Below are 628 nucleotides of genomic sequence, written 5' to 3'. Positions count from 1 at the left end.
CCCCAGCGGAATACCCAAAACCATCGCCAAAACCGTACCCGTACTGAGCAAGCCCAGAGCCTGATTGGTTTTGCCCGTGGGCGCAAGCCGTACCGCCAAAGAAGCCGTAATCGACCAAAAGACCGCGTGTGTCAGCGCAATCCCGATACGGCTGACCAAGAGGATGTTGAAGTTCCAAGAAAAGAACGACAGCGCGTGAAACAGCGCAAACAGTGCAAACAGCATCAGCAATAATTTGCGCCGTTCGATGTTTTTCGTCATCAGCATCAGCGGCAGCGATAGGAGCGCAACAATCCACGCATATACCGTAATCATCATGCCCACTTCCGTTGCCGGTTTGTCAAAGCTCTGACCGATGTCGCTCAAAAGCGCAATCGGAATGTATTCGGTGGTATTGAAAATAAACGCCCCCACCGCCAGCGCGCATACGCTAACCCATTGTTTGAATGTTGAAGTCATTATTATGTCCGTTTGATGAAGCAAAGGGCGTTATTGTACGCCTATCTGCATTTTTTCAGACGGCCTTTAATGAAGAATTTGCAAGCTGTTTGTGTAAGGAGTAAAGTATTTGGCAACCATATTTGTTTGAATGAAAGGAAATACAAATGCAAACTGTTACCCTCAATAT

Annotated in this window: 1 protein-coding gene; it reads right to left on the bottom strand. The window is 47.5% G+C overall.

Features of this window, described 5'->3' with window-relative positions; all coding sequences use genetic code 11:
• Nucleotides 1-459, bottom strand: a 459-nt coding sequence (locus ACTHUR_RS15450) for an MFS transporter (protein WP_440399518.1), incomplete at its 3' end; no start/stop codon positions are given.
• Nucleotides 460-628: the final 169 nt, after the last annotated feature.

The sequence above is a fragment of the Neisseria sp. P0021.S007 genome (assembly GCF_051956855.1).
The sequence above is the reverse complement of the archived record's forward strand: the minus strand, read 5'-3'. Positions and strand labels throughout refer to the sequence as shown.